We start from the raw sequence: 22,307 nt of genomic DNA, 5'->3' as shown, positions 1-22,307 counted from the left end.
GGACGGGCGTCGTCGACAGCGTCGAGGCCATGCCCCGCTCGAACATGCGGCCCACGATCTGGTCGGGCGATCCGAACCCGAGACCGCCGTATCGGAATTGGTAGGTTTCCGGCGTCGCGGTCACCTGCGCCACCTGCACGGACGCATGAAGCGCGTTGGTGTTCGGGTCGACCACCCGGATCGCGTCGGCGTCCACGTCGATGGCCAGGCGAGGGTGGTTGGCCGAGTTCAGGAGCTGTTGTTTTCGCCGGACCGCGAACGCCCCCATCTGCTGGATCGCCAGGGGACTGGGGAAGAGCAGGCAACGAACCGGTCCCGCCGCTGAGCTCGCACCCCCCTGAGCGGCCTGGTGCCCGGACATGGCGAGGATCTCACCGAAGTCCGAGGCCGACACCCAAGCGTCGACGTCCAGCGGCAGGCCGTAGCCGGCGTCGGGCGCTTCGAGCCGCGTTCCGGCAGCGACGCGGTAATCCCGCCCGCCGAGGATGAAACGCCGTCCCCCGCAGTGCAGATGCAGCGTCGTGCCCATCGTCATACCGCCCGATATCCCCCACACGCCCAGCTGCGCGCCGGCGAACGGATACACGTCGCCCGGCCGCTTGCTGACCGTCAGCGCATCGCGCGTGACGTCGAGGAAGATCTTTCCGTGCTCCGAGCGCTGGGACCACCAATACCAGCCGCTGATACCGCCAATTAGGAGAGCGATCGCGCCGTAACGTAGAACCTTGTCCATGACTTCGGCGACCGCGTTCGACCCGCCAGACGCACGGTAGACAACCGCCTGCGCAGCCATGTACAGCGCGCCGGCGACGGCGGTGAACGCGAGGATGCCTACGACCATGATCAGGTAGGACCTGGCCGGGTTCTTTTGCCACGCCGGGGTCATCGTGGAGGCCATCTTTGAGCCCCAGAACGGACGATGCGCCACAAACCTGCGCGACGCACCCGATTCATTGCCGATGCTCATCTGGGAAGGATCCCACCGGTGGGCCCGGCTGGAAAGCAGGAATTTTGCTGGGGGGATCTCGCGCAGCGGCTTCCGACCACTGGCGTCACATCCGGCACCGCGCTGGGCGGCATCCAACATGCCCGCCTCATAGCGACAGTGCGCCGCCGGGCCTCCTCCCCGGTTGTCGCTGCGAGGTGGGCACAACGGGTGCCCCCGCCGGCAGAGGCCAGTGTGGCGGATGTGACCGGAATCGGTGCCACGGCCGGCTACCAGAAGCCCCCCGCGCGCGCCGCTGTCCGCGGCGCACATCGTCACCCCGCTAGGCTGACCAGTAATGTCTTCTCTCCGTTCCGTCCTGTTGCTGTGCTGGCGCGACACCGGGCACCCGCAGGGCGGCGGCAGCGAAGCTTATTTGCAGCGCATCGGCGCGCAGCTGGCCGCGTCCGGGATCGCCGTCACGCTGCGCACCGCCCGCTATCCCGGAGCGCCGCGCCGCGAAGTGGTCGACGGGGTGCGGATCGACCGGGCCGGGGGCCGCTACTCGGTGTACGTGTGGGCGCTGCTGGCGATGGCCGCGGCGCGCATCGGTCTCGGCCCGCTGCGGCGCGTGCGACCCGACGCGGTCGTCGACACGCAGAACGGCCTGCCCTTCCTCGCCCGGCTGGTGTACGGCCGTCGGGTGGTGGTGCTGGTGCACCACTGCCACCGCGAACAGTGGCCGGTGGCCGGTCCGGTGCTCGGCCGGATCGGCTGGTTCGTCGAGTCGAGGCTGTCGCCGCGGCTGAACCGGCGCAATCAGTACGTGACGGTCTCGCTGCCATCGGCCCGCGACCTCGTCGCGCTCGGCGTGAACAACGAGCAGATCGCCGTGGTGCGCAACGGCCTCGACGAGGCCCCGGCGCAAACGATGTCCGGCCCGCGCTCGGCCGCGCCGAGGGTGGTCGTGCTGTCGCGGCTGGTGCCGCACAAGCGGATCGAAGACGCGCTCGAGGCGGTCGCGGCGCTGCGGGCCCGCATACCGGGCCTGCACCTCGACATCGTCGGCGACGGCTGGTGGCGGCGGCGGCTGGTCGACCACGTCCGGCGCCTCGGTATGTCCGACGCGGTGACGTTCCACGGCCACGTCGACGACGTCACCAAACACCATGTCCTGCAAAGCTCCTGGGTGCACGTGCTGCCGTCGCGCAAGGAGGGGTGGGGCCTGGCGGTCGTCGAGGCGGCGCAACACGCGGTGCCCACCGTCGGCTACCGCTCCTCGGGCGGGCTGGCGGACTCGATCGTCGACGGGGTGACCGGGCTCCTGGTCGACGGCCACGACGAGCTGGTGGACCGCCTGGAACGGCTGCTCTGCGACCCGGTGCTGCGCGACCAACTCGGCGCCAAGGCGCAGGCGCGCAGCGGCGAATTCTCCTGGACCCAAAGTGCCGACGCGATCGCCGGCGTGCTGCAAGCCGTCCAGGCCGGCGAGTACGTCAGCGGTGTCGTCTGAACCAGCAGAGCGCCGCGCCCACCGCCCCGACGGAAAGCATCGCCAGCCACGCCAGGTGTGCAACCAGCGTCGCGGTCCACCGCCCGGCAGGAACCCCGGCGGTGTGGCCGCCGATCCGGTACAGGGCGAACTCGTCGTCGCGGTAGACCGGCGTGAGCGCGTCCAGCGTGCGCGACGCGGCGCCCATGTCACCGGCGCTGTCCGATTCGACGACCAGCCACCCGATGCCCGCCGGCGCCAACGCGGCCGGGTCGGGCCCGGAAAGCAGCAGATCCTGCACGGCCCGCGCGCGATCGCCCTCCCCGTGAATGACGACCCCCGAGATGGCCAGGTCGCCGGTGCTCAGCACGTCGGCGCGCAGCCAGCGGGGCAGCGGATCGAGCACCGGCGCCGGCCCGGACCACGAAAAGCGCCGCATGGTGCCCGCGGGCAGCACCGCCACCGTCCCGGGATCGCGGTTGATCGCCGCCGCCACCGCGGCCCACCCCGGCGGGTAGCGCACCGGCGCGACGCGGCCCCACGCGCCCCAGGCCAGGTCCGGCAACGCCAGGATCAGCGCCAGGCAGCAGACCAGCGCCGCCACCGACGGCCGCAACCACCGCCGCAGCGTCACGACGGCGCCCGCGCCCGCCAGCGCATATCCCGGCATCGCCAGCGCCACCCACTTCTGCCCGTCGCGCAGCACACCGAAGGCGGGTGCGGCGTCAACCAGCGCCCGCAAGGCGTGCAGGCCCGGGCCCGTCGCCAACACGGCCGGCGCCAGCACGGACACCGCCGCCAGCGCCAGCAACGGCGCCACCAAGCGCCGACGCGCCACCACCGGCAACCCGGCCGCCACCACCGCCAGCAGCACCACGGCGGACGACAGCGCGAAAAGCGTTGTCCGCGAGGCCGGTACGGCCTCGCCGTTCCAGATGCCGCCGAGGCTGGCCAGGCTGCCCAGCGTGCCCAGGCCGGGTTCGGCCCGCGGCGCGAACGCGTTCACCCCGAGCGCGTTCGCCGCGGTGTGCGCCTTCAACGACGAGCCGAGCGCGGCCGCCGTCAGCCAGGGCGCCGCCGCCACCAGCGCGGCGCCGGAGGCCCCCGCAGCGCACCGCCAGCGCGGGTGCCCCGCACCGGGGCATGCCACGCAGACCAGCGCCACCGCCGCGGCCAGCAATAGGCCCGTCGGCGTCAGCCCGGCCAGCGCCACCCAGAACACCAGGCCGAACCAAGCAGACCAGCCGCCAGCCGTCCGCAGCCGAAGCATCGTCGCCGCCACCCACGGCAGGCAGCCGTACGCGACCAGCAGGCTCCAGTGGCCCTGCAGAAGCCGTTCGGCGACATAGGGATTCCAGATCGCCAGCGTGCTGGCGACGAACTCGCCCGGCGCCCCCGCCTCGGGCAGCGCGGTCGCGACCAGCCGCGCCGCGCCCCACCCCGCCAGCCACAGGCCCGCCACCAGCAGCGCCTTGACCACGACGCCGCCGTCGACCAGATGCGAGGCCAGCGCCACCGCGAAATCCTGTGGCGTCGCCCGAGGCGCCGCCGTCAAGCCCAGGGCGGTGTCGGAAAGGTAGGACCGGGGCGTCGACACCGCGTCGCGCAACAGCAGGTATCCCGGCGCCAGGAGCGGCGCGGCCACCAGGAGCGCCAGCAACAGCGCATACCCCGGCCGGGTCCAGCGCACGTCGGGGAACTAGGCCCGTTCGGGGGGACCCGGTGACTCCGGCGGTCCCGGGTCCGGCGGCCCCGGCTCGGGCGGGTCGTCCGAGGCCGCCGTCGGTGCGTCCGCGGCGGGCGGGCCCGGATTCTCGGCGGGGCGCTGGGTGGGCAGCTTCTCGGTCTCGGCTTCGGCGCCGGGCACGGGCTCTTCCGGACCGCCGCGGCCGAACAACTCCTCGTCGGACCGGTCCAGGCCGGGGTCGGTCAGCGCGCTCTCGGTCCGCAGGCTGAAGGAGGCGAGCACTCCGCCGCCGATCAGCGCGATCAGGCCGACCGCGGTGAACGTGATGGGCAGCACCCGCGACCACAGCGCCAGCCGGTCCCGCTCGTCGCGGGCCGCGTTGACCTGGCCTTCGATGGTGTCCTCGTTCGAGGTGACCTTGTAATCGGCCAGCGTCAGCTCCGGCTTGAGCGGGTCACGGGCGAAGTAGTGGTTGGCGCGCTCGGTCTGCTTGACGACGGTCCCGGACACCGGGTCCACCCAGAAGGTCCGCTGCGCCGCGTAGAAGCGGGTCATGGTGATCTGCTCGTTGGGATCGCCGCCCTGGACGCCCCACATCGACGCCGGGGCGGTGAACTTGGAGTCCGTCGTCTGGTCGGCGTACAGCGTCGGGTAGGCCACCGGAGCCACCAGTTTGCCCTCGGCGTTGTAGCCGACGTTCTGCGTGAACTTGTAGGTGGTCAGCCCGTTAACGTCTTCCTGGCTGTCGTAGTTGACGTCGAACGGCTTCTGCGCGATCGGATCGAAATAGGGATACGTCTTCTTCTCGGTGTGGAAGGGGAACCGGTAGGACAGCCCCTCGTGGCGGAGCGGCATCGCGGTGGGCGGGCTCTCGTCGTTCACGGTGCGCGGCTTCTGCACGGAGCCGCCGGGGTGGGTGTCGTCGGAGACGGCCAGCGCGGTCTTGCGGTTGAGGGTGACCGTGTCGATGATGGCCAGCAACAGGCCGCTGTCCTTTTGCTTGTCGGTGCGCCGGACCGAGGTGCCGACCTGCAGGGTGACGACGTCCGCGTTGGCGGGGGATTCGACGCTGACCTGCTGTTGGGATACCAGCGGCACGTTCTGGTTGACGACGAGGTGGTCTGTGGACAGCGACGCTGAGTCGAGCGCGGTTCCGTTGCCGTCGCTGATCAACGTGGCGTCGATGTTCAGCGGGATCTTGGCGATCCTGCTGCTGGTGTAGGTCGACAGCAGCAGCGCGGCGATCAGCAGGGCAGCCCCGAGTCCGATGATCGCGCATGCGGCGTAACGCAACATGACTGCGCGGTTCATGCGCGCTGCTCCTCCTAGTGGATCATCGTGGTCCGAGCTGGTCCCCGGTCAGCGTGGCAAACCCGTTCGACCCTAACAGCAGAATTTAAGGCCCCGGCTTACGTACCCGATTCGTCGGGCGACAACCGACGGGCACACTTGTGTGCGTGACGGACGACCAACAGGTGGGCGGAGTCCGCAGCTTCCTTCCCGCCGTGGAGGGGATGCGCGCGTGCGCTGCCATGGGCGTCGTCGTCACGCATGTCGCCTTCCAGACGGGCCACTCCAGCGGTGCCGCCGGCCGGCTGTTCGGCCGCTTCGACCTCGCCGTGGCGGTGTTCTTCGCGTTGTCCGGGTTCCTGTTGTGGCGCGGGCACGCGGCGGCGGCGCGCGGTTTGGGGCCGCGGCCACGCACCGGCCACTACTTGCGTTCGCGGGCGGTCCGCATCATGCCGGCCTATCTGGTGGCGGTCGTGGTGATCCTGACCCTGCTGCCCGACGCGGATCAAGCCAGCCCGACGGTGTGGCTGGCCAACCTGACGCTCACTCAGATCTATGTGCCGCTCACGCTGACCGGTGGCCTGACGCAGATGTGGAGCCTTTCCGTCGAGGTCAGCTTCTACCTGGCGCTGCCCGTCCTGGCGTTGCTGGCGCGCCGCCTCCCGGTCGGCGCGCGGGTGCCGGCGATCGCCGCGCTGGCGGCCCTGAGCTGGGCGTGGGGCTGGGTGCCGGTATTTTTTGGCCACTCCGATCCTGGCACCAATCCGCTGAACTGGCCGCCGGCCTTCTTCTCCTGGTTCGCCGCGGGCATGCTGCTGGCGGAATGGGTGCACAGCGGAATCGGTGTGCCGCACCGGTTCGCGCGACACCGGATCGTGGTGGCCGTCGTCGCGCTGCTGGCCTACCTGCTGGCGGCCTCGCCGCTGGCCGGTCCCGAGGGCCTGGTGCCCGGCACCGCCGCGCAGTTCGCGGTGAAGACGGCGGCCGGCTCCGTGGTGGCGTTCGCGTTGGTGGCGCCGTTGGTGCTGGACCGGGTCGACACGCCGCACCGGCTGCTGGGCAGCACCGCCATGGTGACGTTGGGCCGCTGGTCCTACGGCCTGTTCATCTGGCACCTGGCCGCGCTGGCGATGGTGTTCCCGGTGCTCGGGACGTTCCCGTTCACCGGCCGGATGCCATCGGTGCTGGCGTTGACGCTGATCTTCGGTTGGGCGATCGCCGCCGTCAGCTACGGGCTGGTCGAGTCCCCGTGCCGGGAAGCGCTGCGCCGCTGGGAGAAACGCCACGAGCCGGCGCCCCAGGTCAACGACGCCGAGGCCGACGCGGTCGCGCCGTGACTCAGCGATCCATCCACTGTTCCAGCGCGTCTGCGGACGGCAGGCAGATGGCCCGCTCGATCTTCTCGAACAGGTCGGTCCCGTACTCGACGGTGGATCGGACGAAGTTGCCCAGCGCCTCGAGGTGGATGCCGTCGGTCAGCAGGTAAGCGTTCTCGGCGACAATGGCCAGCCGGGTCGGCTGCGCGGTCTCGCGCACAAACGCCTTGGGCCAGTGAGTGTCACGATTCCAGTCGTTCACCAGTTCCATCAGGCGCGGGCGTTCGGTCGCCAGGTAATACACGGCGGGGCTGATCGAGATCTCCAAAACGTCGCGGCGCAGACCGTTGATCCGCAGGTTCACGTGCAGCTTGCCGCGCTCGTGGCTGGACAGCAGCAGCATGAATTCTTCGCCGTCACTGCTGCGGAAAAATCGCAGCTGACGCGATCGCAGATAACGTTCGATCAGCTCCGTGCTCAACGGCTCGATCTGCATTAGCCCCTCTCCCGGACAACGGTCATCGACGGACCCATGGTGGGGCGCAGCGCTTGGAAGATTCTTGGAACCGTCAGGCCGGCTCGGCGGCTTGCAGGCGCGCGATGATCTCGGCGCGCACCGCCGACCGGCGCGCCTTGCCGGCGTCGTCGCGCAGGGGAGCGCCGACGAACTCGACCGTATGGGGCACCTTGTACGACGAGATGAGTTCGCTCAGAAAGCCTTTCACGCCATCGGCGTCCAGCGCGGACCCGTCGGCCGCGTGCACCAGGGCGTACGGCACCTGGCCCAGATCGTCGTGCGGCACGCCGACGACGAGGCAGGACAGCACCGCCGGGTGGGCCGACAGCGCGTTCTCGATCTCGGCGGGGTAGACGTTGCGGCCCCCGACGGTGAACATGTCGACCCGGCGGTCCGACAGGTACAGGAACCCGTCGTCGTCGAAGTAGCCGAGATCGCCCAGCGAGTCCCAGCCGTCCCGGGACTTCGGCGTGACGCCGACGTAGCGATAGGTCGGCGCGCTGCCCGGGGCGGGGCGCATGTAGATCTCGCCGACGACGCCGGGCGGGCACGGGTTGCCGTCGTCGTCGAGCACCTTCATCTCCCCCGCGACCACGACGCCGACCGAGCCGCGATGGGTCAGCCACTGCTCGCCGCTGATGAACGTGAGCGCCTGTAATTCGGTGCCGCCGTAGAGTTCCCAGACGACATCCGGGCCCAGCAGGTCGATCCAGGCCTGCTTGACGGCCGGCGGGCACGGCGCCCCCATGTGCCAGAACCGCCGCAGCGACGACAGGTCGTAGGCGCCCGGGTCGGCGTGGTAGACCGGCAGCGCCCGCTGCATGATCGTCGGCACCGTGGTCAGGAACGTGACCCGATGGTCGGTGATCAGCCGCAGGAATCCCTGCGGGTCGAACCGGCTCATCAGCACCAGGTGATGGCGCATCAACAAGGCGATCGTCGCGGTGGTGAAGCCGGTGTTGTGGGACAACGGAATCGGCACCAGGGTGGTGTCGCCCTCCTGCGCCCCGAGCGGGTAGCCGACCGCGGCCGGTATCCGGCTGTCCCCGCCGGACTCGATGAGCTTGGGCCGCCCGGTGCTGCCGCCCGAGCCCATCGCCTTCCACACCGGCGAAACGGCCTCCGGCAGGTCGGCGTCGGACAGCGCCGGGTCGGGGACGAAACCGGCTGGCACGCTGGGTATTTCGGTGCTATCGCGGCCCACCAGCAGCGCGGGCGGCCGCAACTCGAGCAGGCCCTGCAGCTCGGCGTCCGGCAGTCGCGCCGAGAGCGGTTGCGGCACCGCGCCCAGCTTCCAGCAGGCCACCGCGGCCTGGATCCACTCGATCGAGTTGGGCAGCACCATGGTCACGTAGTCACCCACTCCGACGCCGCGCTCGGCGTACGCGCGGGCCAACCGGTTCGTCGAACGGTCGAGTTCGCCGCGGGTGATCGTCCGTCCGTCGCAGGTGACCGCGGGCTCGTCGGGAGCCAACCGGGCACCCTGCGAAATCTGTGTGCCGATCGGCGGGACCGGCTGGGTCACGAGTAGGCGCCCTGCCGCTCGAAGATGCGGCGCGGGTTGTCCACCAGCATGGTGTGCAGCTGCTCGTCGGTGACACCGCGCTCCTTGAGCGCGGGGATCACGTCGTTGTGGATGTGCAGGTAATGCCAATTGGGCGCCGCCACCGGCAGCAGCTCCTCTGGCAGCGCGTCGAAGTAGCAGTTGGCGTCGTGCGACAGCACCATCTTGTCGGCGTGGCCGCGCTCGCACATCCGCGCCACCGTGTTCACCCGGTCCTCGAACGGCAGGTACACGTCGATGCCGAACCGGTCCATCCCGATATAGGAGCCGTTGCCGATCAGTTCCTCGAGGTAGTCGAGGTCGGTGCTGTCGCCGGAATGCCCGATCACCACCCGGCTCAGGTCGACGCCCTCCTCGGCGAAGATGCGCTGCTGCTCCAGCCCGCGCCGCGTCGCCGCGTGGGTGTGGGTGGAGATCGGCACGCCGGTGCGCTTGTGCGCCTGCGCGACCGCGCGCAGCACGCGGTCGACGCCGGGGGTCACGCCGGGCTCGTCGGTGGCGCATTTGAGGATGCCGGCCTTGATGCCGGTGTCGGCGATGCCCTCCTCGATGTCGCGGACGAACATGTCGGTCATGATCTCCGGGCCGTCCAGTTGCGTGCCCGGCCCCAGGTAGTGGAACCGGAACGGGACGTCGTTGTAGGTGTAAAGGCCGGTCGCCACAACGATATTCAGCTCGGTGGCCGCCGCGACCCGCGCGATGCGCGGGATGTAGCGGCCCAGCCCGATCACCGTGAGGTCGACGATGGTGTCCACCCCACGCGACTTCAGCTCGTTGAGCCGGTTGACCGCATCGGCCACCCGCTGGTCCTCGTCGCCCCAGGCTTCGGGGTAGTTCAGGGCGATCTCGGTGGTCATGATGAACACGTGCTCGTGCATGAGCGTCACGCCGAGGTCGGCGGTATCGATGGCGCCGCGAGCGGTATTGAGTTCTGGCACGCGTCCGACTCTAGGTCGACTAGGCGGCAGACCAACAGGGGCGTTTTTTCGGCCCTGGTTGTCTCAAGCCCGCGAGCGCACCGCCTGGAGCCATTCCGTCGACTCGGGCGCCCTGTCGAGCAACCGCAAGCCGGCGTTGCCGAATTCGCGGCGGATGTCGCCGGCCGTCAGCACCTCCAGGTGAAAGCACTGCCGCATGTCCGATCCGTCGATCGTCAACGCGTATTCGCCCTCGACCAGCCGGTCGAGATCGCGGTGGATCGTCACGCGTGCCGTCGCCTTGCCTATCTTCTTGCTTTCCGTCCAGCCCGCGGGCCGGGCGGCCCAAAAGGCCGGCGGTTTCCACTGAATGATCGCCCGGCCCGTCGGTTTGAGATGGTGTGCGACGGTCGCCAGCACGGCCCGTCGAAGATCGGCGCCCCGGTAGTGAATAAGGTTGGTGGGCAACAGGACCGCGTCGAACCTCTCCGTCAGGCGCAGCTCCTCGATCCGGGCGCGGATCGTCCGCGCGTGCCGGACCTCGGCGAGCATCCGTTCGGAGTCGTCGACGGCGGTGACCCGGTGGCCGAGCCTCGCCAGCGGGTCGGCGATCCGCCCGGTGCCCGCGCCGAGTTCCAGCACCGAGCTGCGCGGCGCGAGGACGGCGTCGATCTGCTCGGGCTCGCCCGTCGGGGGCATCCGGCGGTAGAGCTCGATCAGGCTGCCGTCACCCGTCCGTTCGGAGTCGGTGTCGGCGTGGCAATGACAAAACGACAGAGAATGACAAAACGACATGGTCGGTCCTTTCTAGGCCAGCTCGTAGAAATCCACGCCATCGAGGTAGCGCACCGTCCACAGGTCACGGGCCACCACTTCGCCAACCTCGTGCAGCAGCGTGATCCAGATCGGATAGGTCAGGTCGTTGGTGGTGAGCGGCAGCTGCTCGCCGGGATTCACCCGCACCCGCATGTCGTAAAAGCTGTCCAGCCCCTTGATGGCCTCCAGCCCCCGATAGGAGACCAGCCTGCCGCTGCGCGGCGCGACCATCGTGGTCCGCGCGACGTGCTGGCCCAGGCGGTACGGCCCCCCACAGTTGCGGGCGAACAGATCGGGTCGCGCGTAGGCGTCCACCGTCCAGTCGACCTGTGATCGCCCGGTGGCCAGGCGTGCGGCATCCGGCAGGCCGCCGCCCGCAATCCGCGCGCCCACCTCCACCAGGCACGGCCCGTCGGCCGTCATCTTGATCTCGGGGTGGGCCGGGCCGTGCCGGATGCCGAGGGCGTCGAGCACCTCGAAGGCGTAGGCGACCAGCTCGTCCTGCAGATCGCCGATCGCCGGCAGCAGCCGCCAGCCCATCAGCAGATCGGGAATGCCGTTGGCCTCGATGCGGTACGTCTCCCAGATGTCGCACACGTGGTGTGCGCCATCGCGGCTGACGGTGTTGACGATGTACTCGGCCCCCACCAGGCACTCTTGGGCCACCACACCGTCATTCGGATGCGCCAGCACGTTGTCGCGGCCGTCGAGGCGCCGGAAGGCCCGCACGGAGTCCTCCGGCGTCCGGCACCAGGCGACGCCGTCGTTGCCGGCACTGCGTAGCGGCTTGACGACGACCGTGCCACCAATACCGTTGTGCCAGTCGCGGAGCTGGTCTTCGTCCGCAACCAGGATCTGGCGCGCGCCCCGCAAGCCTTGCTCCTTGATCCGCTCGATCATCAGATACTTGTCGCGGCGGGCGGCGCTCAGTGCGGCTCCGTTGGTGGGCGAGCCCGTGATCGGGTGCAGCGCCTCGCTCAGCGCGTCGGCCAGCTCGACGCCGGGTTCGGTGCCGGCGACGACCGCGACGGGATGGTAGGGCAACAGCCTGGCCAGCGTCTCGGACAGGTCGCCGCGGTGCACGATGTCGACGTCGTAGGGATACCGATCCGGTTGACCGCGCAGCGCGACCGGCACCTCCGGGGTGCTTTGCACCCGTAGCGGGGTGAACCCCACGCTTCGGAAGCCTTGCGCCAGTTCGGTTCCCATGCTGGCATAGCTATCGACCAGAACGACGTGCATGTCGGTGCCTCCTCATTTAATACGCGGCGCTATCTTCGAGATGGTGCCCGCGGGTCGGCAGCAAAAACGCCCGCTCGCAGGTCAGAAACACCGTGCCGTCGGACTTGATCCCGCGGGTGGCGCACCTGACGACGCCTTGGTGGGGGCGCGATTCCGAGGGGCGCTTGTCCAGATACTCGGTCTCGGCGTAGATGGTGTCGCCGACGAAGACCGGGGCGACCAGGCGGATGTTGTCCCACCCCAGGTTGGCGAGGCCCTTGGCGCTGGTGCTCGGCACGCTCATGCCCGAGACGATCGACAACGTCACCAGGCTCGACACCAAAGGCCTTTTCCACTCGGTGTTTTCGCAGTACGCGTTGTCGATGTGCAGCGGGTGCAAGTTGTGCGACAGCAACGACATCCACACGTTGTCGGCCTCGGTGAGCGTGCGGCCCGGGCGGTGCTCGACGGTCGCGCCGACCTCGATGTCCTCGAACAGCAGGCCCGGTGACTCACGCCAGCGCCGATCACCGACCCTCTTGTAGGTACGAATCTCGTCCATTGCCAACCCCATCCGCTAGTAGCGGACCCGGCGGGCCGCCACGGCGACCCGCGCACTGTTCCGTGCGTCGAGCGCCTCCACCCGCCGCAGCAGGCGGTGGGCCGCGGCCACCATCGGCGGGCCGACCATCTGCCCGTCGAGGATCCCGATCTGCCCGGACCGTTCGTCCGCCCTGTCGATGACCCGCCGGGCCCGCTCCACCTCGGTGGGCAGTGGCGTGAACCCGTCGTTGATCACCGCCACCTGCCGGGGGTGGACCGCGGCCTTGCCGCCGAAGCCGAGCTCACGCGATCGGTTCACGTCCACCTTGAGGGCGAGCTCGTTGCCGAGGTCGAAGGTCGGCGCGTCGATCGCCGGAACGCCGGCCACGGCGGCACCGGCCACGATGCGAGAACGCGCGTAGGCCAACGGCTCCCAGTCCATCGAGATGCCGAGGTCGGCCGCGAAGTCCGCGGCGCCGAAGACCAGCGCCCGCACCCGCGGGCTTGCGGTGGCGATCTCCTCGACGGCGGCCAGGCCGGCCGCCGTTTCGATGGTCACCAGGAAATCGATGTCCGCGCCCGCCTCACCCAGCATGTCCTCGAGGATCAGCAGATCGTGCGCGCAGTTGACCTTCGGGACCAGCAGCGCGTCCGGCGCCAGGGCGCCGTACGCGAGCGCCAGAACGTCGCGCAGGCCGTCGGCGGTGCGCAGGCTGTTGATCCGCAGCGCGCGGACGCATCCGGTCGACGGCCCCTTGAGCAATCGAGCGGCCAGGCCGCGGGCCAGTTCGCGCCGCGCGGGCGGCACCGCGTCTTCGAGATCCAGCGTGCACACGTCGGCGCCCGAGCGCAGCGCCGTCGGGTACTGGCGTGGATTGATCGCACTCGTCATCAGCATGGTGCGAAACACCCAGGGCTGGACCGTCTTTGGCTCGCTCATGCCGGAACACCAACCAGCTCCGGAGCCACCAGCTCGCCGACCATCGCGCACAGACGGCGGATGTCGTCGGCCTCGTTGTCGGCACGCAGCATGATTCGCAGCCCCGCCTCGCCCCGCGGGGTGACGGGGAAGAAGACCGCCGAGGCGTAGAACCCGCGATCGAGGAGTTGTCGGGACAGGCCGATCGCCTTGTCGTCCTCGCCCGTCCGGATGAGCCGGATCGGGGTGTCCAGGCCGGCCTGCGGGGTGGCGATGAGGCTGTCGAAAAGCGCGGCGTTGGCGCGCAATTGTCGTTGGCGCCGGGCCAGCTCGGGCGAATTGTGCACCCGCAGCGAACCCAGGCAGGCGCCGATGGTCGGCGCATTCGCCGGCTTGGACCAGGCCAGCGGGCCGCCGAATCGCATCAGGATGTCGTGGTGTTTCTCGGGGCCCAGCATGATGACCCCGCCGCTGGCGCCGTAGGCCTTGCCCAGCGAGGCGACGATGATGGTCAGCGGGTTGAGCTCGTCGGGCATCAGGGACCGGACGATCCCTTCGCCGCGTTCGCCGTACATCGACAGCGAGTGGGCCTCGTCGAAGAAGAGGAACAGGCCGTAGCGGTCCTGCAACTCGAGCAGCTCCTTGACCGGCGCGACACCGCCCAGCGAGTAGGCGCCGTCGGCGACGTAGGCGACCCGCTTGTGCCTCTTGCACATGTCCTCGAGGTAGTTGAGGTCGTTGTGCGGGCTGGTGTAGACGGGCGCTTCGTCGGCACAGATGGGCTTGATGTAGTTGAGCGAGAAGTGGCTGAACTTGTCGAACACCATGACGCGCGGTTCCCCGTCGTCGGTCAGGTGTCCCGAGGAGATCAGCGGCAGCACGGCGGAGCTGGCCACCGCCGTGGAGATGGCCGAAACGCAGCGGGCGCGCCACAACTGCGAGAGCCCCGCCTCGAGCTCGTCGATGATGGAGAACCGGATGCGCAGCCGCGAGGCGGACAGCGCGAACGTCTGCTCCGAGTCGATCGCCGCGCGGGCGCCTTCCAAAACCCATGGGTGGGAATGCAATCCGAGGTAGGAGCAGGAGATCATATTGATGAAGCGGTGACCGTCGCTTTGGCGCTCCAGCAGGTCGCCGCCGACGTAGCGGACGCTGTTGTCCAGCAGCCCATTGACGGCCGCCGCCTGCCACGCCGGGTTGCCGACCTCGACGGCCCTGGCGTTGTTGCGGAATCGGTGGATCTGGGATTGCTCGTCCAGCTTGTTCATGCGTTGCACGGTAGAAAGATCCGCGCGCCCGGCCCTCCACCGATCGGATCGGCGACGTGATGAAAGCTCGTTCCCCCGATCGGGGGACACGGGATTGGCCCGTTGGTCGACAGACATCGCCGGGTCGCGTCGGCACTGTTGTTGCCATGCTCTTGATGACCGGCGGGACGCGCTGATGCCCTGGCTCGCCCTGATCGCCGGCAACGGCTTGCACGCGGTGATCACCGCCCTGTTGGGGTTGTCCATGATCAATGTGGCGGACAGCCTGCTGATCCTGGCGATCGCGGCGGCCGGGTCGGCCGTGCTCGGAGCCGTTGCGGCCCGCCGGAACCCGGCGGCGCGGGTCCCCGCCACCCGCAGTTTCGCCTGGCTGAACCTGTGGACCGCGGTAACGTTCGTCGCCTTCTTCCTGGGGTTGGCGGTCTACAGCGCGGTGGTGGTCTTCACGCTGGGCGCCGCGATCGCTCCCCTTGCGGTCACGGCCTGGTCGGCCCGGCAAGCCCGTCGCGGCCACGCCCCCACGCGCCCCGGCCGCGCGCAATGGCTGGCGGTCTGCCTATTGGCCGCGCTGGGCGCCGCGCTGGTGGTCGCGCTGGCGGGGTCGGATTCCCGCGGCATCGTGGCGTTGCTGGTTGCGGCCGCACTGGGCGTCATCGACGGCGCCGCCGCCGGCGGGGTGGCCATCGTGTCCCGCGGTCTGGGCGCCGCCGGGGTCGGCGTCTGGCAGGTGATGGCCCACCGCTATTACGCGACGCTGGTGGTGGCCGCGGCGGCGCTGCTCATCCTGGTCCCCGGCGGGTTGCTCGCGGCGCCGTCGCTGCCGTGGGGCGTCTCGATTGCGGCCGCCTTCGCGTCGCTGGTGGTGCCATTCTTCTTGATCCAGTACGCAATTGCGCAGTTGGCGCCGGTCTTGGTCACCGGGGCGCTGGCGTTGATACCGGCCATCGCGCTGTTCGTCGAGATGGCGGCCGGTCGATCGGTGAGCTGGCCCGCGGTGCTGCTCGGGCTGCTCATCGTGCCGGCCAGCCTGGCGATATTCACCACCCGGCAGCAACCGGCATGAGCTTCCTCGATTCGGTACCGATGGCGTACCGTCACCCTCGTCTTGCTAGCAACCCCCGGGAGTAATGCCATGTTGCTCAATCCCAACCACCTGCAACGCCGCTACCCGGACCGCCGCTCGGGGGAGATCATGGCCGCGACGGTGGACTTCTTCGAGTCCCGCGGCAAGGCACGGCTGAAGTCCGACGACCACAACCGCGTCTGGTACTCCGACTTTCTGGACCACATCGGGCGCGAGCGCATCTTCGCCTCGCTGCTGACGCCGTCGGAGTACGGCGCGGACGACTGTCGGTGGGACACCTACCGGATCAGCGAATTCGCCGAGATCGTGGGCTTTTACGGGCTGAGCTACTGGTACCCGTTCCAGGTCACCGCGCTCGGCCTGGGCCCGATCTGGATGAGCGACAACGAGGACGCCAAGCGCAAGGCCGCCGCCCAGTTGGAGGCCGGCGAGGTCTTCGCGTTCGGGCTGTCCGAACAGACCCACGGCGCCGACGTCTACCAGACCGACATGGTCCTCACACCATCCGAGCACGGCTGGGTCGCCAACGGCGAGAAGTACTACATCGGCAACGCCAACGTGGCGCGCATGGTCTCCACGTTCGGCAAGATCGCCGGATCTTCCGGCAGGGAAGACGAGTACGTGTTCTTCGCCGCCGACTCGCAGCACGACCGGTACGAACTCATCAAGAACGTGGTGAACTCGCAGAACTTCGTCGCCAACTACGCGCTGCGCGACTACCCCGTCACCGAGGCCGACCTGTTGCACCGCGGCCCCAGCGCCTTCCACGCCGCGCTCAACACCGTCAACGTCTGCAAGTACAACCTGGGCTGGGGCGCGATCGGCATGTGCACCCATGCCATGTACGAGGCGGTCACCCACGCGTCCAACCGCGTCCTGTACGGCACCGTCGTCACCGATTTCACCCACGTGCGGCGGCTGCTCACCGACGCCTACTTGCGGCTCATCGCGATGAAACTGGTCGCCACCCGCGCCTGCGACTACATGCGCAGCGCGTCGGCGGCCGACCGCCGCTACCTGCTCTACAGCCCGCTCACCAAGGCGAAGATCACCAGCGAGGGCGAGCGCGTCATCACCGCCATGTGGGACGTCATCGCCGCCAAAGGCGTTGAGAAGGACACCTTTTTCGAGGCCGTCACCCGCGAGATCGGCCTGCTGCCGCGCCTGGAGGGCACGGTCCACATCAACATCGGGCTGCTCGCGAAGTTCATGCCCAACTTCCTGTTCGCCCCGAGCGCCGAGTTGCCCGTGATCGCCCGCCGCGACGAGGCCGCCGACGACGCGTTCCTGTTCGCCCAGGGGCCGACGGGGGGCCTGGGCAAGGTGCGGTTCCACGACTGGCGCACGCCGTTCGACGCGTTCCGGCACCTGCCCAACGTCGCGCTGCTGCGCGAGCAGGTCGACGTGCTCGCCGAGATGCTGGCCAGCGCCACACCGGATGCGTTGCAGCAGAAGGACATTGACTTCGCGTTCGGGGTGGGCCAACTGTTCGCCACGGTGCCCTACGCGCAGCTCATCCTCGAGGAGGCCCCGCTGTCCGGAGTCGACGAGGCCCTGATCGACGAGATCTTCGCCGTGCTGGTGCGCGACTTCAACGGCTACGCCGTCGAACTCGGCGACAAGCCGGCGACGACGGACGCGCAGGCCCGGTTCGCGATGCGGATGATCCGCCGTCCGGCGCACGACCCGGCGCGCTACGACCAGATCTGGAAGGAACACGTCCTGCCGCTCAGCGGCGCCTACCAGATGCGCCCGTAGGTGACGCCGTCCCGAGCCGAGCGCCCGGCCAGCCGGGCGTCCCCGATTCGACTGCCCGGCTGGCCGGGCCCGTGCGCAAGGCCCAAGGATCGTCACTTGACTGTGACGTGGCTCACCGTAGAATGACCAGTGGTCATCGACGTTAGGGGGCCCAATGCCAACGGTGACATGGGCGCGCGTTGACCCCGCCCGTCGCGCGGCGGTCATCGAAGCCGCGGAGTCCGAGTTCGGCGCGCACGGCTTTTCCCGCGGCAGCCTGAACGTCATCGCCCGGCGGGCCGGGGTCGCCAAGGGCAGCCTGTTCCAGTACTTCGCGGACAAGCGCGACCTCTATGCGTATGTCGCCGACGTCGCCAGCCAACGGGTGCGCGCCTACATGGAGGACCGCATCCGCGAGCTGAACCCGAGCCGGCCGTTCTTCGAATTTTTGACCGACTGGCTCGACGCGTGGGTCGCCTACTTCGCCGACCACCCGCATGAGCGCGCGCTGCACGCCGCGGCCACTCTCGAAGTCGACACCGAGGCGCGCGTCAGTGTGCAGAACGTCATCCACCGTCACTACCTGCAAGTGATGCGCCCACTGGTCCACGACGCGCAGCTGCGTGGCGACCTGCGCGCCGATTCGGACACCGACGCGCTGTTGTCGTTGCTGCTCTTGATCTTTCCGCACCTTGCGCTGGCCCCATACATGCGCGGCCTGGACCCGGTCCTGGGGCTCGACGAGCCCACGCCGGAGCAGCCCGCGCTGGCCGTGCGCCGGCTGGTCGCGGTCCTGGCGGCGGCGTTCTCGGCGAATGCCGCCGCCACCCCCGAGCCGAAACAATCCGAGGAGGTCACATGACACGCACGCATTCGGGCTCGATGGTCCAAGGGGGGCTCAACTGGGGCAGCTTGCCGCTCAAGCTCTTTGCGGGTGGCAACGCGAAGTTCTGGAACCCGGCAGACATCGACTTCTCCCGCGACCGCGAGGACTGGGAGCGGCTCACCGATGACGAACGCCATTACGCCACCCGGCTGTGCGCCGAGTTCATCGCCGGTGAGGAAGCGGTGACCGAGGACATTCAGCCGTTCATGTACGCGATGCGGGCCGAAGGCCGGCTGGGCGACGAGATGTACCTGACGCAGTTCGCGTTCGAGGAAGCCAAGCACGTCCAGGTGTTCCGGATGTGGCTCGACGCTGTCGGCGTCACCGACGACCTGCACGAGTACATCGATGACGTGCCCACCTACCGGACAATTTTCTACGAGGAACTGCCGGACTGCCTCGACGCGCTGAGGGTTGATCCGTCACCGGCCGCACAGATCCGGGCGTCGGTCACCTACAACCACATGGTCGAGGGCATGCTGGCGCTGACGGGCTACTACATCTGGCACAAGATCTGCGTGGAACGCAGCATCCTGCCCGGCATGCAGGAGCTGGTGCGCCGCATCGGCGACGACGAGCGGCGCCACATGGCCTGGGGCACCTTCACCTGCCGCCGGCACGTCGCCGCCGACGACGCGAACTGGGGCGTCTTCGAGACGCGGATGAACGAGCTGATGCCGCTCGGGCTACGCCTCATCGAAGAGGGCTTCGCGCTCTACGACCCGATGCCGTTCGGCCTGTCGACGGACGAGTCCATGGCCTACGCCGCCGACAAGGGCATGCGGCGGTTCGGCACGATCAACAGCGGCCGCGGTCGCCCGGTCGCCGAGATCGACCTCGACTACTCGCCGGTGCAGCTCGAGGACACCTTCGCCGACGAAGACGAGAGGGCACTGGCGGGGGCGTCGGCCTGAGGCCTGACGCGGTAGCTACTCGACCTTGCTGGCGCCGGCCGCCTTGCCTTCGTCGGCCGACCCGACCCAGACGGTCTTGGCGTTGCAGAACTCGCGGATCCCGAGGCCCGCGAGCTCGCGCCCGTAACCCGAGCGCTTGACGCCGCCGAACGGCAGCTCGGGGTAGGACACCGTCATCCCGTTGATGAAGACGGCGCCGGCCTCGATGTCGTCGATGAAGCGCTGCTGCTCGGCCTCGTCGTTGGTCCAGGCGTTGGATCCCAGCCCGAAGGTGGTGGCGTTGGCGATCTCGATGGCCTCGTCGATGCTCTCGGCGCGGTAGACGGACGCGACCGGGCCGAACACCTCCTCGGTGTAGAGCGCCATGTCCTTGGTGATGTCGGTGATCACCGTCGGCGGGTAGAACCAGCCCGGGCGGTCCAGGCGCTCGCCGCCGCAGCGGATCACCGCGCCGGCCGCGGCCGCGTCCTCGACCTGCTTGGCGATCTCGTCGCGGCCCGATTCGGTGGCCAGCGGGCCGACGTCGGTGTCGGGGTCGGTCGGGTCGCCCACCCGCAGCGCCTTGACCCGCTCGACGAACTTGTCGACGAACGCGTCGTAGATGTCGGCGTGGGCGATGAACCGCTTTGCGGCGATGCAGGATTGGCCGTTGTTCTGCACCCGGGCGGTGACCGCGGTCTTGACCGCCTCGTCCAGGTCGGCCGAGGGCATCACAATGAACGGGTCGCTGCCGCCGAGTTCGAGCACCGTGGGCTTGATCTCGTCGCCGGCGATGGCGCCGACGGACTGGCCGGCGGGCTCGCTGCCGGTCAGGGTGGCGGCGGCGACGCGGGGGTCGCGCAGGATGGTCTCCACGGCGCTGGACGGGACCAGCAGCGTCTGGAAGCAGCCCTCCGGGAATCCGCCGCGGGCGATGACGTCGGCGAGGTACAGCGCGGTCTGTGGCACGTTGGAGGCGTGCTTGAGGAGGCCGACGTTGCCGGCCATCAGCGCCGGCGCGGCGAACCGCACCGCCTGCCACAGCGGGAAGTTCCACGGCATGACGGCCAGCACCACGCCCAGCGGCTGGTAGCGGGTGTAGGCCTGCTTGGCGCCGACCTTCGCCGGGTCGGCCGGCTCGTCGGCCAGCAGCTGCTCGGCGTGCTCGGCGTAGTAACGAAAACCCTTGGCGCACTTGAGCGCTTCGGCCTTGGCCGAGGCGAGCGTCTTGCCCATCTCCAGGGTCATCATGGCCGCGGTCTCGTCCGCCTCCTTCTCCAGCAGGTCGGCGGTGGCGTTTGCCCACTCCGCGCGCTGGGCAAAGGTGGTGTTATGGCGGTAGTCCTGGAACCGGGCATAAGCGCGCGCGATGGCGGCGTCGACTTCCTCGTCGGTCGCGGGGGTGAAGGTTTTTACTGTCTCGCCGGTAGCCGGGTTGATCGTGGCGATGGGCACGCTGAGATCCTTCGCTTCGGGGTTGGTAAGAGGTCCAACAACCAGCCTGCCACTATCGTTCCCCTCAGGGAGGTGCCGGGATGAGTAAAGCCGCTCAGCTGATGGTGAAGTGCCTGGAGAACGAGGGCGTTTCCGTCGTTTTCGGGGTCCCCGGCGAGGAGAACATCCGCTTCGTGCAGGCGCTGGCCTCCTCGAGCATCCGCTACGTGCTCACCCGGCACGAGCAGGCGGCGTCGTTCATGGCGGAGATGTATGGGCGCGTCACCGGCCGGGCGGCGGTGGTGTCGGCGACCCTGGGCCCGGGCGCCATCAACATGCAACTCGGCGTCGCCGACGCCACCACCAACAGCACCCCGATGGTGGCGATCTCCGCCCAGGTGGGCCAGGACCGCGAGTACAAGGAATCGCACCAGTACGTCGACCTGGTGTCGATGTTCGCCCCGATCACGCGGTGGGCCGCGGGCATCCCCACCCCGCGCGCCATCCCCGAGATGGTCCGCAAGGCGTTCAAGGTCGCCGAGACCGAACGCCCCGCCGCGGTCTACCTGGCGGTGCCGGAACACATCGATGCGGATGAAACCGACTATGACCTGAAGCCGTTGCCCCGCAACGTCGTTCGGCCCGACGCGCCCGCGCCCCGGCAGGTGGAACGGGCCGTGGAGATCCTGCGCCAGGCGAAGCGGCCGGTGGTGTTGGCCGGGCACGGGGCCGCGCGCGCCGACGCGACCAAGGCCCTGGTCCGGTTCTCCGAGGAGTTCGGCATCCAAGTGGCCAACACCTTCCACGGCAAGGGGGTGATGCCCGACGACCACCCCAACAGCATCGGGACCCTGGGGTTCATGCGGCACGACTACGTCAACTTCGGCTTCGACAACGCCGACGCCGTCATCGCCGTCGGCTACGAGCTGCAGGAGTTCGACCCGGTGCGGATCAACCCGCAGGCCGACAAGAAGATCATCCACGTCCACCGCTTCCCGGCCGAGGTCGACGCGCACTACTCGGTCGACGTCGGGATCATCGGCGACATCAGCGATTCGCTGAACGCGCTCACCGACGCGCTGGCCGGCCACCGCTTCGAGCACGCCGCCGACGTGCCCGGATCGGGGCTGCTCGCCGAGGAATTCGCTCGCGGACAACAGGATTCGCGCTATCCACTGGCGCCGGCGCGGGTGGTCGCCGACACCCGCGAGGCGCTGGGCCGCAACGACGTGGTCCTGGTCGACACGGGCGCCACCAAGATGTGGATGGCCCGGCTCTACCCGACCTACGAGCGGAACACCTGCCTGATCTCAAACGGCTTGTCCACCATGGGTTTTGCGCTGCCCGGCGCCCTCGGCGTCAAGCTGGCCCGCCCCGAGTCGAAGGTGCTGGCCGTCGTCGGCGACGGCGCCTTCCTGATGAACTCCCAGGAGATCGAGACCGCGGTGCGGGAGCGGATCCCACTCGTCGTGCTGATCTGGGAGGACGGCGGCTACGGCCTGATCGAATGGAAGATGGACCTCGAACTCGGCGAGCACTACTACGTGAAATTCGGCAACCCCGACATCGTGCAATACGCGGAAAGCTTCGGCGCCAAGGGATATCGGATCACCAGTGCCGCCGAGCTGTTGCCGACACTGAAGGCCGCGCTGGCCGACGACGGGGTGTCGCTGATCGGCTGCCCGGTCGACTACTCGGAGAACCTGCGCCTGACCGACCGGCTCGGCGAGCTGGACGAGACGCTTTAAACGGGCTTCTAAGCTCGCGTTTGCTCGATGCTGAAACATCGGGTCGGAAT

General features: G+C 69.1%; 18 protein-coding genes and 1 pseudogene. 7 read left to right on the top strand and 12 right to left on the bottom strand.

What is annotated here, in order from left to right:
• Positions 1–967: hypothetical protein (locus tag A5712_RS16025; RefSeq protein WP_068106982.1), on the bottom strand; the 967-nt coding region annotated here is incomplete at its 3' end.
• A 316-nt stretch (positions 968–1,283) separates the two neighbouring features.
• On the opposite strand from A5712_RS16025, the gene A5712_RS16020 reads away from it, so the two are divergent.
• A complete protein-coding gene (locus A5712_RS16020; RefSeq protein WP_068106981.1) occupies positions 1,284–2,438 on the top strand; it encodes a glycosyltransferase family 4 protein in 1,155 nt (384 codons plus the stop codon).
• Here A5712_RS16020 and A5712_RS16015 read toward each other — a convergent pair.
• A complete protein-coding gene (locus A5712_RS16015) occupies positions 2,422–4,107 on the bottom strand; it encodes a hypothetical protein (RefSeq protein WP_068106979.1) in 1,686 nt (561 codons plus the stop codon). The two genes, A5712_RS16020 and A5712_RS16015, sit on opposite strands and share 17 nt — an antisense overlap.
• A 9-nt stretch (positions 4,108–4,116) precedes the next feature.
• Positions 4,117–5,415: a DUF3068 domain-containing protein gene (locus tag A5712_RS16010; protein ID WP_068106977.1), complete on the bottom strand. Its 1,299-nt coding sequence runs from the start codon at positions 5,413–5,415 to the stop codon at positions 4,117–4,119.
• 109 nt (positions 5,416–5,524) lie between these two features.
• Here A5712_RS16010 and A5712_RS16005 point away from each other — a divergent pair.
• Positions 5,525–6,731: pseudogene (locus A5712_RS16005) on the top strand (acyltransferase family protein).
• 1 nt (position 6,732) lies between these two features.
• On the opposite strand, the gene A5712_RS16000 reads toward A5712_RS16005, so the two are convergent.
• The 8 genes from A5712_RS16000 to A5712_RS15965 form a co-directional block, all read right to left on the bottom strand.
• Complete coding sequence (locus A5712_RS16000) at positions 6,733–7,206, bottom strand: YbjN domain-containing protein (RefSeq protein ID WP_068106972.1); 474 nt, start codon at positions 7,204–7,206, stop codon at positions 6,733–6,735.
• A 73-nt stretch (positions 7,207–7,279) separates the two neighbouring features.
• Complete coding sequence (locus A5712_RS15995) at positions 7,280–8,752, bottom strand: AMP-binding protein (RefSeq protein ID WP_068106968.1); 1,473 nt, start codon at positions 8,750–8,752, stop codon at positions 7,280–7,282.
• Complete coding sequence (locus A5712_RS15990) at positions 8,749–9,729, bottom strand: phosphotriesterase (protein WP_068106966.1); 981 nt, start codon at positions 9,727–9,729, stop codon at positions 8,749–8,751. The genes A5712_RS15995 and A5712_RS15990 overlap by 4 nt, the downstream gene beginning before the upstream one ends.
• A 63-nt stretch (positions 9,730–9,792) precedes the next feature.
• A complete protein-coding gene (locus A5712_RS15985; RefSeq protein ID WP_068106964.1) occupies positions 9,793–10,503 on the bottom strand; it encodes a bifunctional 2-polyprenyl-6-hydroxyphenol methylase/3-demethylubiquinol 3-O-methyltransferase UbiG in 711 nt (236 codons plus the stop codon).
• 12 nt (positions 10,504–10,515) lie between these two features.
• Positions 10,516–11,766, bottom strand: a complete 1,251-nt coding sequence (locus tag A5712_RS15980; RefSeq protein ID WP_068106962.1) for an ATP-grasp domain-containing protein — start codon at positions 11,764–11,766, stop codon at positions 10,516–10,518.
• Positions 11,767–11,782: 16 nt separating this feature from the next.
• Positions 11,783–12,307: a MaoC/PaaZ C-terminal domain-containing protein gene (locus tag A5712_RS15975; RefSeq protein ID WP_068106960.1), complete on the bottom strand. Its 525-nt coding sequence runs from the start codon at positions 12,305–12,307 to the stop codon at positions 11,783–11,785.
• Positions 12,308–12,322: 15 nt separating this feature from the next.
• Positions 12,323–13,228, bottom strand: coding sequence for a CoA ester lyase (locus A5712_RS15970; RefSeq protein ID WP_068106958.1), 906 nt, complete (start codon positions 13,226–13,228; stop codon positions 12,323–12,325).
• Positions 13,225–14,475, bottom strand: a complete 1,251-nt coding sequence (locus A5712_RS15965) for an aminotransferase class I/II-fold pyridoxal phosphate-dependent enzyme (RefSeq protein WP_068106985.1) — start codon at positions 14,473–14,475, stop codon at positions 13,225–13,227. The genes A5712_RS15970 and A5712_RS15965 overlap by 4 nt, the downstream gene beginning before the upstream one ends.
• 175 nt (positions 14,476–14,650) lie before the next feature.
• Here A5712_RS15965 and A5712_RS15960 point away from each other — a divergent pair, with 175 nt between their 5' ends.
• The 4 genes from A5712_RS15960 (at position 14,651) to A5712_RS15945 (ending at position 19,096) form a co-directional block, all read left to right on the top strand.
• On the top strand, positions 14,651–15,538 hold the full coding sequence (locus A5712_RS15960; RefSeq protein WP_068106957.1) for a hypothetical protein: 888 nt from the start codon (positions 14,651–14,653) through the stop codon (positions 15,536–15,538).
• Positions 15,539–15,607: 69 nt separating this feature from the next.
• Complete coding sequence (locus tag A5712_RS15955; RefSeq protein ID WP_068106955.1) at positions 15,608–17,317, top strand: acyl-CoA dehydrogenase family protein; 1,710 nt, start codon at positions 15,608–15,610, stop codon at positions 17,315–17,317.
• Between the two features lie 154 nt (positions 17,318–17,471).
• Entirely contained in the window at positions 17,472–18,158 is a 687-nt protein-coding gene (locus tag A5712_RS15950; protein ID WP_068106953.1) for a TetR/AcrR family transcriptional regulator, read from the top strand.
• Positions 18,155–19,096 carry a R2-like ligand-binding oxidase gene (locus tag A5712_RS15945; RefSeq protein ID WP_068106951.1) on the top strand — a complete coding sequence of 314 codons (942 nt, stop codon included), beginning with the start codon at positions 18,155–18,157 and terminating at the stop codon, positions 19,094–19,096. The genes A5712_RS15950 and A5712_RS15945 overlap by 4 nt, the downstream gene beginning before the upstream one ends.
• 15 nt (positions 19,097–19,111) lie before the next feature.
• Here the strand turns inward: A5712_RS15945 and A5712_RS15940 are convergent, their stop codons facing one another.
• Positions 19,112–20,530 carry an NADP-dependent succinic semialdehyde dehydrogenase gene (locus tag A5712_RS15940; protein ID WP_068106949.1) on the bottom strand — a complete coding sequence of 473 codons (1,419 nt, stop codon included), beginning with the start codon at positions 20,528–20,530 and terminating at the stop codon, positions 19,112–19,114.
• 80 nt (positions 20,531–20,610) lie between these two features.
• Here A5712_RS15940 and A5712_RS15935 point away from each other — a divergent pair, with 80 nt between their 5' ends.
• Positions 20,611–22,257, top strand: a complete 1,647-nt coding sequence (locus A5712_RS15935) for an acetolactate synthase large subunit (protein ID WP_068106947.1) — start codon at positions 20,611–20,613, stop codon at positions 22,255–22,257.
• Positions 22,258–22,307 lie beyond the last annotated feature (50 nt).

This window comes from Mycobacterium sp. E2327 (assembly GCF_001672675.1).
Classification (GTDB): Bacteria; Actinomycetota; Actinomycetes; order Mycobacteriales; family Mycobacteriaceae; genus Mycobacterium.
This window is presented reverse-complemented; position numbering and strand designations above follow the sequence as displayed.

What these genes read in the sequence shown, in the direction of transcription:
- A5712_RS15935 (WP_068106947.1), top strand. Translation starts at nt 20,611, where the DNA reads ATGAGTAAAGCCGCTCAGCTGATGGTGAAGTGCCTGGAGAACGAGGGC.
- A5712_RS15955 (WP_068106955.1), top strand. Translation starts at nt 15,608, where the DNA reads ATGTTGCTCAATCCCAACCACCTGCAACGCCGCTACCCGGACCGCCGC.
- A5712_RS16000 (WP_068106972.1), bottom strand. Translation starts at nt 7,206, where the DNA reads ATGCAGATCGAGCCGTTGAGCACGGAGCTGATCGAACGTTATCTGCGA.
- A5712_RS15960 (WP_068106957.1), top strand. Translation starts at nt 14,651, where the DNA reads ATGCCCTGGCTCGCCCTGATCGCCGGCAACGGCTTGCACGCGGTGATC.
- A5712_RS15985 (WP_068106964.1), bottom strand. Translation starts at nt 10,503, where the DNA reads ATGTCGTTTTGTCATTCTCTGTCGTTTTGTCATTGCCACGCCGACACC.
- A5712_RS15965 (WP_068106985.1), bottom strand. Translation starts at nt 14,475, where the DNA reads ATGAACAAGCTGGACGAGCAATCCCAGATCCACCGATTCCGCAACAAC.
- A5712_RS15950 (WP_068106953.1), top strand. Translation starts at nt 17,472, where the DNA reads ATGCCAACGGTGACATGGGCGCGCGTTGACCCCGCCCGTCGCGCGGCG.
- A5712_RS15970 (WP_068106958.1), bottom strand. Translation starts at nt 13,228, where the DNA reads ATGAGCGAGCCAAAGACGGTCCAGCCCTGGGTGTTTCGCACCATGCTG.
- A5712_RS16020 (WP_068106981.1), top strand. Translation starts at nt 1,284, where the DNA reads ATGTCTTCTCTCCGTTCCGTCCTGTTGCTGTGCTGGCGCGACACCGGG.
- A5712_RS15975 (WP_068106960.1), bottom strand. Translation starts at nt 12,307, where the DNA reads ATGGACGAGATTCGTACCTACAAGAGGGTCGGTGATCGGCGCTGGCGT.
- A5712_RS16010 (WP_068106977.1), bottom strand. Translation starts at nt 5,415, where the DNA reads ATGAACCGCGCAGTCATGTTGCGTTACGCCGCATGCGCGATCATCGGA.
- A5712_RS15945 (WP_068106951.1), top strand. Translation starts at nt 18,155, where the DNA reads ATGACACGCACGCATTCGGGCTCGATGGTCCAAGGGGGGCTCAACTGG.
- A5712_RS15980 (WP_068106962.1), bottom strand. Translation starts at nt 11,766, where the DNA reads ATGCACGTCGTTCTGGTCGATAGCTATGCCAGCATGGGAACCGAACTG.